9 protein-coding genes are annotated in these 11598 nt (G+C 48.8%); all 9 read right to left on the reverse strand.

All coding sequences use genetic code 11. The features are described from left to right. Positions 1-4 precede the first annotated feature (4 nt). On the reverse strand, positions 5-1633 hold the full coding sequence (locus tag HMPREF0860_RS05245; RefSeq protein WP_021330926.1) for a response regulator: 1629 nt from the start codon (positions 1631-1633) through the stop codon (positions 5-7). A gap of 1 nt (position 1634) precedes the next feature. Beyond that, the gene (locus HMPREF0860_RS05250; RefSeq protein ID WP_021495566.1) at positions 1635-3089 is read right to left on the reverse strand and encodes a sensor histidine kinase; all 1455 of its coding nucleotides are present in this window, start codon (positions 3087-3089) and stop codon (positions 1635-1637) included. A gap of 9 nt (positions 3090-3098) precedes the next feature. Continuing rightward, positions 3099-4085, reverse strand: coding sequence for an ABC transporter substrate-binding protein (locus HMPREF0860_RS05255; protein ID WP_021330908.1), 987 nt, complete (start codon positions 4083-4085; stop codon positions 3099-3101). A 90-nt stretch (positions 4086-4175) separates the two neighbouring features. Continuing rightward, a complete protein-coding gene (locus tag HMPREF0860_RS05260; protein ID WP_021330914.1) occupies positions 4176-5207 on the reverse strand; it encodes an ABC transporter permease subunit in 1032 nt (343 codons plus the stop codon). After that, positions 5204-6292 (reverse strand): ABC transporter permease, encoded by a 1089-nt coding sequence (locus HMPREF0860_RS05265; protein WP_021330922.1) that lies wholly within the window; start codon positions 6290-6292, stop codon positions 5204-5206. Before HMPREF0860_RS05265 ends, HMPREF0860_RS05260 begins: the two co-directional genes overlap by 4 nt. Continuing rightward, on the reverse strand, positions 6279-7808 hold the full coding sequence (locus HMPREF0860_RS05270) for a sugar ABC transporter ATP-binding protein (RefSeq protein WP_021330925.1): 1530 nt from the start codon (positions 7806-7808) through the stop codon (positions 6279-6281). The genes HMPREF0860_RS05265 and HMPREF0860_RS05270 overlap by 14 nt, the downstream gene beginning before the upstream one ends. 134 nt (positions 7809-7942) lie before the next feature. After that, on the reverse strand, positions 7943-8911 hold the full coding sequence (locus tag HMPREF0860_RS05275; RefSeq protein WP_021330907.1) for an ABC transporter substrate-binding protein: 969 nt from the start codon (positions 8909-8911) through the stop codon (positions 7943-7945). 355 nt (positions 8912-9266) lie between these two features. Then, positions 9267-10025, reverse strand: a complete 759-nt coding sequence (locus HMPREF0860_RS05280) for an SDR family NAD(P)-dependent oxidoreductase (RefSeq protein ID WP_021330924.1) — start codon at positions 10023-10025, stop codon at positions 9267-9269. A gap of 74 nt (positions 10026-10099) precedes the next feature. Further along, the gene (locus HMPREF0860_RS05285) at positions 10100-11590 is read right to left on the reverse strand and encodes a tripartite tricarboxylate transporter permease (protein WP_021330905.1); all 1491 of its coding nucleotides are present in this window, start codon (positions 11588-11590) and stop codon (positions 10100-10102) included. Positions 11591-11598: the final 8 nt, after the last annotated feature.

An 11598-nucleotide genomic window follows, 5' to 3' on the forward strand; every position in this document is an offset into this window, starting at 1 on the left:
ACGCTCAGCCGTTGTCCGAAACCGAGCCGGATTGCCGCGGTGCGTATGTATCGTTTGCCGGATCGGCTCGGTATTCGCGCGGCGAAAGCCCGGTCACTTTTTTGAAAATAAAACTGAAGTAGTGCGGATCGTTGAAACCTGTTTTGTATGCGATGTCCGCGCTTTTCATATCGGTCGATTTTAATAATTTTTTTGCGCGGGCGATCCGTACCCCCGTTAAATATTCGATAAACGTCGTATTGCATTCCTGTGAAAATATCGTGCTGAAATGATTCGGACTGAAATGCACCGCGTCCGCAACCGAACGCAGGCAAATGTCGGGGTCTGCAAAATTCGCGTCGATATATTTTTTTGCACGCAGGATGACGTCGGCGTAGTGTCCGCGTACGTGCTCGTTGCGGTAGCGCAGCACGGAAGCGAGCACTTTTTCGATTTCCGCGATAAAGGTTTTTTCGTTCTGCACGGCGGCATCGATAAACGCATGCGTGAGGATTTCCGGCATAACGCTTTGAATGTTTCCGCCGAACTGTTCGATTATCTTCGACACCGCCATGATCACGTCGACGAGAAGATAGGATGCGATGATCGAAAAGCGCTCCCGATTGTCGCCGAGCAGCGCTATGTATTCCCGTATGATTTGATCGATTTCGCTTTCGTCGGCATAATTGAGGCGTTCGACCAGCGGATCGTTTTCCTGCAGCACGATGGAATTGTTTTGCGATGCGTCGATATCGCCCGCACTTATTATTTTATTTTTGTCCGAAATGCGGCAGCGTTTTAAAATCGACGATGCGTCTTGAAACGAATTGACGATGTGCGATATGTGTTCGGCGACCGAACCGATCGCGGTGATAACCGTACACGCCGTGTTTTTTGCGATTTCATGCCGGATCGTGTCGGCGATGTTGAACGCCGCCTCTTCGCACGATTCTTTTGCGCCGCTTTTGATGATCGAAACGAAGGTATCGGGCGCGATAAAAAATCCGATGCTGTCGGGCATGCTTGCGCTTACCGACAGGACAATCGATTTTGCGGCGATCAACGCATCGACCGTATCGTCCGCGCTTGCGATCGTGCCGACGCTTACGATATAAAAGCGCGCGACGAGATTGATGCCGAGCGCTTCCGCTTTTTGGATGGCCGTATGCGTATCGAGTGCGCCAAGTACGATATCCGAACAAAGCTTTTCGCGAGCGAGCATGATATTCGATTCGAGTTCCGCTTTCATCCGCGAGATGTCGGTAAATTGCCGGCGCTCCAGGTCGAGCTTTTCGGCAACGCGGTTTAAGCAGCGCAAAATTTCATCGAGCGTAAACGGTTTTAAAATATAATCTTCCACACCGATCGAAATCGCTTTTTTTGCGTAATCGAATTCGTCGTGTCCGGACAGGATGATGATCGATATTTTCGGCTGCAATTTTTTTACCGCCTGCGCGAGTTCGAGCCCGTCCATAAACGGCATTTTGATATCGGTGATGAGGATGTCCGGCTTTATATCCTGTATCATCGAAAGCGCGATTTCTCCGTCGCCCGCTTCGCCTGCAAACGAAAAGCGCGACTTTTCCCAATCGATTTTTGTACGGAGACCTTCGCGGACGATCATTTCATCATCGACGATAAAAACGCTGTACATATTATCCCTCGCTCGCGTACGTTTCGACGGGCACCGTAAACGAAACGCGCGTCCCTTTGCCGCGTTCGCTCGTTATCGAAAGCGACACCGACGTATCGTAATACAGATTGAGGCGCTTGTTCACATTGTACAGACCGTATGTGTGCAGGTTTTCCGCAGGAGACGTTTGCAGCAACTCATCGCGGATGATTTTAAGCCGCTCTTCCGTAAATCCTATGCCGTTATCTTCGACGGTAAATCGTATGCGCGTATCGCCGCCGTCCGCTGCCGCAGTTTTTTTTGCCGTTACGGAGATAATCCCCCGCCCTCGTTTATTTTTGATACCGTGATAGATCGCGTTTTCGACGAGCGGCTGTAAAACCAATTTAAGGACGGGGATGTCGCCGATCCCTTCGTCGGCATCGAGCGTATAGTCGAGGATATCGGCATAGCGGATACGCTGGATCGTCAGGTAATTCCGCACGTGATCGAGTTCCTGCGCGATCGTTATCCATTCGTGTCCCTTGCTCAGCGAAATTCGAAAAAAATCGGAAAATGCGCGCGTTATTTTTATGACGGCGTCTTTTTTTTCCGATTCGGCGAGCCAGATAATCGTATCGAATGTATTGTATAAAAAGTGCGGTGTAATCTGCGCCTGCAGCGTTTTCATTTCCGCCTTTTGCAGATTTTGCTGCTCTTTAATATTTTCATCGATGAGGTCGGTTATCTTTCCCGCCATAATGTTAAGATTGAGCGCAAGGTTGTCGAGCTCTTCTACATAGGGCTTTTCCGCACGCGCGCTCAAGTCTCCGTTCGCGATGCGCGACGACAGTATTTCCATGTCGTGGATCGGACGCCGTATGTTTTCCGATACCGAAGTGAACGCGTACACTGAAATCATAATAATAATTATTATGATGCCGATCTGTATATACATAAGCGTAATCGACGAGTGTTTTAAACTTTCGTTCGTATTCGTCGACGATTCGATTTCCGCAACGATGTAATCCTGCAAAATGTCGTAGATGAGCGATGATACGCCGCGTATTTCATCCATCGTCTTTTCGTTTTCGGCGACCGTTGTGCCCGCTTCGATTTGCCTGCCGAGCATATCGACGTAATTTTCAAGCGTTTTTTCCGCCCGCGAAACGACGACAAGCAGCTGCCGGTTGTCATCGCGTATCGTCGAGCGCGCGATCTCGGCGATGCCCGACCGTATGCGTTCGAGTATGACGTATTGCCGTCCTTCGGCAAAATCGACTTTTCCCGCAACGATGTCCCATATTTCGTCGGAAATTTCGGTTTTGACGATTTGGCTCAGCCTGTTCGCACGACTCACGTTGGTAATGATTTTATCGTACTGCAGCGTGTACATGCGCTGCGCAATTATGGAATAAGCCGTCGGTATGATCATGAGGACGATGATGAAGATATAGGAAAAGCTCAAGCGCTTTTTTATGCTGTTCGTTTTTTGCATGATCGTATATCAATAACCTCGCGGCGGCACATCATCGAGATTGTCGTTTTCAGTAAACACCCGCTCGGGTATATCGGTACGGCGCGGAATGGATTTTCCCGCCGCCAAAAGTTTGACGAGTTCCATAACACGTTCACCGCTGTCGGGATTGCATTCGACGACACAGTTGATCTCTCCCGCCCTCAGCCTATCGAGCGCTTCCTGTTCCGCGTCGTAGCTTACGACGACGATGTCCTTTCCCGTTCGGATTCCGTGTTCGCGGAGCACGTCCAAAAAACCGAGCGTCATCCCGTCGTTGTTGGAGACGATTATATCGATCGGCTTTCCGTCTATCGAAAGGGAGCCGTTCGCCGCTAAAATCGTCTTTGCGATCTCTTTTCCCCGCGACCGGATAAAGTCTCCGCTTTCGCTGTATACGATCGAAAAGCGGTCATCGTCCCCGAGCACTTCCCGAAAGCCGCTTGAGCGGCCGTCCGATGCGGATGACCCGTCGGTACCGCGTATTTCGAGGATATTGAACGGGCCGCCCTTGTTTTTAAATTTATCGAGCAAAAAACGCGCGGCGTCGCGCCCTTCTTCGACGCTGTCCGTTCCGATGTATCCGGCATAGAGGTCTTCGTTCGACACGGTGAGCTTTCTGTCGTACACGATGACGGGAATACCCGCATCTTTCGCTTCGCGCAATACATTGTCCCAGCCGCCCTGCACGATCGGAACGAAAACGATGACATCGACTTGATAAACTATAAACGAACGGATCGCTTTGATTTGATTTTCCTGCTTTTGTTCGGCATTTTCATACAGGAGCCGGATACCTGAGCGCTCGGCGGCAAGGCGCATCGATTTTGTATTGAACGTGCGCCATGCGCTTTCCGCGCCGATCTGCGAAAATCCGAGTATGATACTGCTTTGCGCCCGCTCTTCGTTTGCTTTTTTTGTACAGCCGGAGAGCGCACACAAAAACGCAGCTCCGATACAAAGGCCTATGTTACGCATAATACTTTCCGTATGGCGCATTATACACCGTAACGGCTGCAAATACAAACGATGCGGACATACCGAACGCGCCGGCGCGCGCATTTACACTTACTGCCGCCTTTGATTTTTCATCATGATAAATACGCTCTGCAGCACGATGAAAAAACAGAGCAGTGCGGACAGCACGATTTTATTCCACCACGACGAAAGCGTTCCGTTGCACCGGATATAGGTTTCGATCGTCGCTTTGATGAGCACGCCGAAAAAGGTTCCGACAACGGTGCCGACGCCGCCGGTGAGCATCGTACCGCCGATAACCGCCGATGCGATGGCATCCATTTCAAAGCCGCGCGCCTGCTCGACGAAACCGCTCGTCGTGTTGAGACAAAAGACGAATCCCGCAAGAGAGGCGAGGAATCCGTTGAGCATATACGCGAGGAATTTCGTTTTGCGCACATTGATACCCATGAGCAGAGCCGACTGTTCGTTGCCGCCGACCGCAAAAAGATTGCGTCCGAATTTCGTATACTTGCAAACGTACCAGATAACGGCCATTGCGGCGAGCGCGATGATAACGCTCGGATGGATAAACGGATACATCTTTACACCGCGTCTGTTTACCGTCGCGCCGATAAGCAGATGGATATCTTTATTCGCGACGGCGAGAAAGGTTCGGTTTTCGGTGATGGCGATTTGGTTGACACTGATGATCGCCGTCAATCCGCGGCAAAAAAACATTCCCGCGAGCGTGATGATAAAGGGCTGCAGCTTCATATAGGCGACGAGAAATCCCTGAACCGCTCCGAATACGACACCGAACAGCAGCACGAGAAAAATCGCAGCCCACGCATTCATCCCCATGTTTTGCATGGAATACGCGAGCATCATACACACAAGGCCGACGACCGAACCGATGGAAATATCGATGCCGCCGGTGATCATGATGATCGTCATACCTGAAGCGGCGATTATCAATCCTGCATTGTCGATAAGCATATTGCAAAACGTTTGAAATTTACCGAAACCCGCATCGGCAAAGATGATACAGCCTGCGATATACATTATGACGAACAGAACGATCGTGACGAAAAGTAAAAAATTGCTGCCGTCGAGTTTTCGTTTGAACAGCTGAGTTTTCATTGTGATGCCTCCATCGTTGCGCTGCGGGTATGTCTGCGCTTCAGCTTATACACCGCACGGATCCGTTTGAACTCCTCCGACTGCAGCGTCACGATGAGAACGACGACGATCGCTTTATATACGGGAAGCTGATCCGCCGAAACACCTACGGCATAGAGTCCCGTCGTGAGCGCTTGAATCGTAATCGCGCCGATGACGGAACCGGCAAGATTGAATTTACCGCCGCCGAGACTGTTGCCGCCGAGGGCTACCGCGAGGATCGCATCGAGCTCCATGTAGAGTCCGATATTGTTTGCATCGCTCGAATAGATACGGCTCGACGAGATGAGGCCTGCGAGCCCCGATGCGAGTCCGCAAAACACATAGCAAAAAAAGATGACGAGCGTCGAATTGATGCCGACGAGCCGGCCCGCTTTCGGATTTATGCCGACCGTTTCAATATACATGCCGAGCGCGGTTTTTCTGAGCAGCAGCGTCGTCGCGATGACGAAAGCGGCGGCGATAAAAACGGGCGTGGGAATGACGATGCCCGGAATAAAACCTCCGATGTATTTAAACGATTCCATGCGCACGTAGAGAATTTGACCGGGCACCATGACGCCGTTGATCTCCCGCGCGCTCAACAACTGCGCGATGCCGCGCCCTGCGGTAAACAGGATAAGTGTGGCGATCATCGGTTGTATACGAAGGCGAGCCACAAGAAACCCGTTGAACGCACCGCACGCGACGCCTGCAATCAGACACATCACCGCCGCGAATGCGAAAGGGACGGCATACGCGTCGTAGCTTGAACCGAGCAGGCGGACGCAGACTGCGGCCGCGACCGCTTCGACTGCACCTACGGAGATATCCGTACCGCGCGAAGAAGCGACGGCGAGCGTCATGCCGATCGACAAAATGACCAATTCGCACGCACGGTTTAAAATGTCGATCGTATAGCCGTACAACACACCGTTTTGAATGGATATTTTAAAAAACGACGGCGTGATGATTACGTTTACGCAAAGCATGATGATAAGCGCGGCGACCGGCAGCAGCAGAGGATTGCGCGCTAACGATTGCCGCAGCGATTTATTCGTTGCCATTGTTTTCTCCTCCGGCTATCGCCGCCATAACGTCGTGCTGCGTGAGGTCGTCGTTTTCGAGTTCGCCGACTTTTTTTCCGTCGCGAAGTACACACAGACGGTTCACCGTACGGAGCATTTCGTCGATTTCGGAACTGATAAACATAATAGTCATGCCTTGCCCTGCAAGCTGAACGATAAGTTTTTGAATTTCCGTTTTTGTTCCGACATCGATGCCGCGCGTCGGTTCGTCGAGAATCAAAAAATCGGGATGCGTTATAAGCCATCGCCCGATGATCACTTTTTGCTGATTTCCGCCCGACAGCTGACGAACGAGCGTTTCCGGTGACGGCGTTTTAATATTGAGCGCTTTGATGTACCGTTCGGCAAGTTCGTTTTGCTTCGCCGCCGGCAGCAGTTTGAAAACGCCGGTTTTAGCCTGCAGCGCGATTATTAAATTTTCTCGCACCGACAGATCGGCGATGATGCTTTCATCTTTGCGGTCTTCCGGCAAAAACGCCATTCCCGCGCGCATGGAGTCGATCGGTTCCGACGCTTTCAGCTTTTCGTTTTTGAAAAACAGCGTACCGGTATCGACTTTGTCCGCACCGTACAAGGTACGCGCAAGCTCCGAGCGGCCGGAGCCGAGCAATCCCGTCAGCCCGACGACTTCGCCCTGCTTGATTGCGATATCGAACGGCTTTATCGTACCCGTGTGAGAAAGTCCGACCGCGCGAACGACTTCCGCTGCGTGATCGGAGCGATCGCCGCCCTGCGTATTGCTGCGGATGGACGCGAGCTCGTCGAATTCGTGGCCGAGCATCGTCGCAACGAGTTTGACACGCGGCAGTTCGCCGATAGGAAATTCGCCTTCGAGCTCCCCGTTGCGAAGCACGGTAATTCTGTCACACACTTCGTATACTTGTTCGAGAAAGTGCGTAACGAACACGATACCCGTTCCCTGCGATTTTAATTTTTTCATAACCGCAAAGAGATTTGCGACTTCACGATCGTCGAGCGAACTCGTCGGCTCGTCGAGGATGAGCACTTTGCAGTTGAAGTTGACCGCGCGCGCGATGGCGATCATCTGCTGGATCGCGACGGAGTATTTGCCGAGTGCGCGCGTCACATCGATATGCGAAAGTCCGACATTACCGAGAATTTCTTTTGCCGTCTCGTTCATCTTTTTCCAATCGATGGCAAAATGTTTTTTCGGCTGATGTCCGACGAAAATATTTTCGGCAACGGAAAGATTCGGACAAAGATTTACTTCCTGATATACGGTACTGATGCCGTTTTGTAGCGCTTCTTCGGGAGAACGGTTGTCGATCTCTTTACCGTCTAGCAGTATCGTCCCTTCGTCCCGCGTATGTACTCCGGTGAGAACTTTGATAAGCGTACTTTTTCCGGCGCCGTTTTCTCCCATCAGCGCGTGTATTTCTCCGCGGCGCAGCGTGAAATCGACATGCTGAAGCGCTTTTACGCCCGGAAATGTTATGGAAATATTTTTCATAGAAAGCATAACATCGCCGTTCATAGTTCCTCCGCTGTTGCGATAAGGCTTCTCGAAAAACTCGCCTTTAGCGATTTTTTCGAAATTTCGACTAATTGAAAATGCCGGAGACGCGCAGGGTTTCGGCGTTCCGGCAAGTTTATTAATATATTGTGCAATTAATATTTGCGGTTCGGTAATTCTTTTGCCGCATTTGCCTGATCGAATACGCTTTCGACAACGTACTGAATCTTTTCAACCTTTTCACCCTTTTCAAGTTTTTGAATGATTTCGGCGATACGCGGTCCGTGAAGCGGATTGCATTCGACCGCGCAGTTGAGCTCTCCTGCGATCATTTTATTAAACGCTTCGTGAACGGCGTCAAACGAAATGATGATGATGTCTTTGCCCGGGCGTTTGCCGGCGGCTTTGATGGCATCGATTGCACCGAACGCTTCGTTGTCGTTTTCACAGAATACGACGTCGATTTTCGGATACGCTTTTAAGAACGATTCCATCACTTCCTGTCCCTTTGCCTGCGTGAATTCGCCGGATTGTTTTGCAAGCAGATGATATTTGGGATTTTTCGCGAGCCCTTCGATGATGCCCTGCGTGCGTCCGACTTGTGCGGAAGAACCGATCGTTCCCTGAATGAGGACGACATTCAAATCGTCTTTATCGCGGCCGATTTTCTTCAAATATCCGTTGAGCCACGCGACCGCATCGTTTCCTTCCTTGACGAAATTTCCGCCGACCCAGCAGACGTACAAACTGTTGTCGGAAACTTTCATTAAGCGGTCGGAAAGCAAAACGGGGATGCCTGCGCGCTTGGCTTCGTTGAGAACCGTTTCCCATCCCGTTTCAACGACGGGAGCGACGACGATGTAATCGACATCCTGTTGGATAAAATTGCGGATCGCTTTGATTTGATTTTCCTGTTTTTGCTGCGCATCGTCGAAAATCAGTTTATAGCCGTTCGCTTTGGTGAACGTGCTTTTAAAAGATTCCGTGTTCGCCGTCCGCCAATCCGATTCGGCGCCGACCTGCGCATAACCGACCGTGATAACACCCTTCGGTCCGGCTGCAAACGCGCCGGCCATGCAGATGCTTGCCGCTACGATGCAGCTTATCGTTTTAATCAATTTCATAAAGTTCCTCCTTTTCTATAAGAACCGATGAATCGATTGTACGGCGGTATTTTAAAAAAGTACATAAATAATTTTATCGATTTCGGTTTAAGTTTTTTTGAACGGAAGCCGATATCCGTACGATCGCAGCCGCGGCCGCGAAAAAGTTCGTTTTTTTCCGAAAAAAGGTAGATAATTTAACGAACCGATCGACGTATATAAAAATACGATAGGACAAAGGCGCCGTATTGTTTTACTGCGGGTGCTGCGTTTGTAATAATAGTTTTATTTCAAAAAAAGGGGGAAAATTCAAAGTTCATGCAAATTAATCCGAAGGAGGATTAATTTGCATTACACTAAGAAATTTTTTAAAATATTAATCTCGCAGCGTACCTCCGTTAACCGCCATGGTTTCGGCGGTAACGAAAGACGCTTCTTCGCTTGCAAGATAACATACTGCATAGGCAATATCATCGGGAGAGCCGAGCCGTTTGATAATACTTTTATCCAAGAATTTTTGTGTTTGTTCGGGTGTCGCGGTTGCCGCCATTGCGGTTTGAATACGACCGGGAGCGATCGCATTGACGGTAATTCCGTCGGCACCTACCTGTTGTGCCAGATTTCGTACGAAACTCAATACGGCGCCTTTCGATGCCGCATAATGCAGAGCCGCTACCGTACCGCCGTTTTTTCCGGCTTCGGAAGAAATACAAATAATTCTCCCGAATTTTCGCTTCCGCATACCGGGTATAACTGCTTTGCAAAAGAAAAAATGAGCCTTTATATTAACGGCAAATACGAGATCCCACTCATCGCTTGAGATATCTTCAATCGGATGCAGGGGATGGATACCCGCATTGTTTACAAGAATATCTACCTTCCCAAATTCTTTTTCAACATCGGCAACAAATTCGTTTACTTGATTTTGTTTCGAAATATCCACCTGTTTCATGTATATTCTCTTTCCGGTAGATTTTTTCAATTCATCGCATGCAGTCTTTAATTCATCTTCTTTGATATCACATATAGCGACATCTGCCCCGGACTGTGCTAATTGCAGGGCAATCGCTTTTCCCATTCCTTGTGCGGCACCTGTTACAATTGCGGCTTTTCCATTTAAATTTCCAAAACTCATAATATTTCCTCCTGTATATGCTGTAATTACAGCTGCGGTGATTTCATAACGGTTTTGTAAAAAACATAGCGCATTTACCGGTTTTTGACAATGCGCAATTTGCCGAGTTTTGTATACGGAACTACGATAAACAAAACGGACACGATAAAAAAGATCGTCGCAACAGGTCTGGTAAATAAATCCAAAAAATTCCCGTTAGCTGAAATCATACCGAGTCTATAATATTTTTCAACGATAGGTCCGAGTATATATCCGAGAATAACGGGTGTGAGATCTATATTCAACTGTTTCAAAATATAACCGAAAATACCAAACGCTATTAAAATCCAAACATCAAAAATCCGGTTATTCATGGCAAAAACGCCGAGCACGCAACATAAAATTATCGCAGGAAACAGCAAAGAAAGTTTAATGTTTATCATTTTTACAAAAACTTTCATTAAACCCAATTCCATAAGGTACATAACAAAATTTGCTATAAAATATACCGCCATAGTTGCGCCTACGACATCGACATTGGTTTTAAATAAAAGCGGACCGGGCTGAATACCGTGTATCATTAAACCGCCTATCATCATAGCGGTTGTCATATCGCCGGGAATGCCGAGTGTCAGTAAAGGGATAAGAGCACCGCCGTTAACTGCATTGTTGGAAGATTCGGATGCGCAAATGCCTTCGGGACTTCCTTTCCCGAACTCTTCAGGATGCTTGGAAACGCTTTTTGCATAGTTATATGAAAGGATTGTTGCCGCATTTTGACCGATACCGGGAAGGATTCCTATTCCCGTACCGATGGAACAACCGCCAAAAATCGCTCTACCGCATTGTTTCAATTCTTTCCATGGCGGGAGAAAAGAAACCTTTTTCAGATGAACTTTTTCTCGCGGCTTATGCATATCTTTTGTTTGATCGAATATTTCTCTGATTGCAAACAGCCCCATCATCAATGCGGTGGAAGTTATACCGCCTTGCAATTGCCACTGGTTAAAACACAAGCGGGATGAACCCGTTATGACATCAAGCCCTACTGCGCCCAGTATCAATCCGATAATTGCTCCTATTAAACTGCGAAGCAAATCATTGCCGCTCATACCTACGACAATGGCAACCCCCATCAGAGAAACGGCAAAATATTCCCAATTATTAAAATATAACGCAACTTTCGCAAGCTGCGGAGCAATTCCAAAAAGGATTATCGCGGAAAAGGTTCCTCCGATTAAAGATGCCGTAACGCCTAACGCAAGTGCAATGTCCGGTTTCCCTTTTTTTGTCATCGGATAACCGTCCCAACAGGTAAAAATCGACGACGGCGTACCGGGTATATTAATCAATGTTGCTGTAATCAAACCGCCGCTTATACCTCCGACATAAATACTTACCAGCAGAGTGATTCCCGCAACGGGGGCTAACTTATACGTAAAGGGAATCATAAGGCATACGCCCAGCGTTGCCGTCAGCCCGGGTATTGCGCCAAAAAAGATCCCCATGAAAATGCCGAACGCCAATAATACTAAATTTATCGGATTTGCAAAAAGAGCCTGAAATCCCAGCAGAATTACATCCATAAGTTAAA

It is taken from the genome of Treponema socranskii subsp. socranskii VPI DR56BR1116 = ATCC 35536 (genome assembly GCF_000468115.1).
Lineage (GTDB): Bacteria > Spirochaetota > Spirochaetia > Treponematales > Treponemataceae > Treponema_D > Treponema_D socranskii.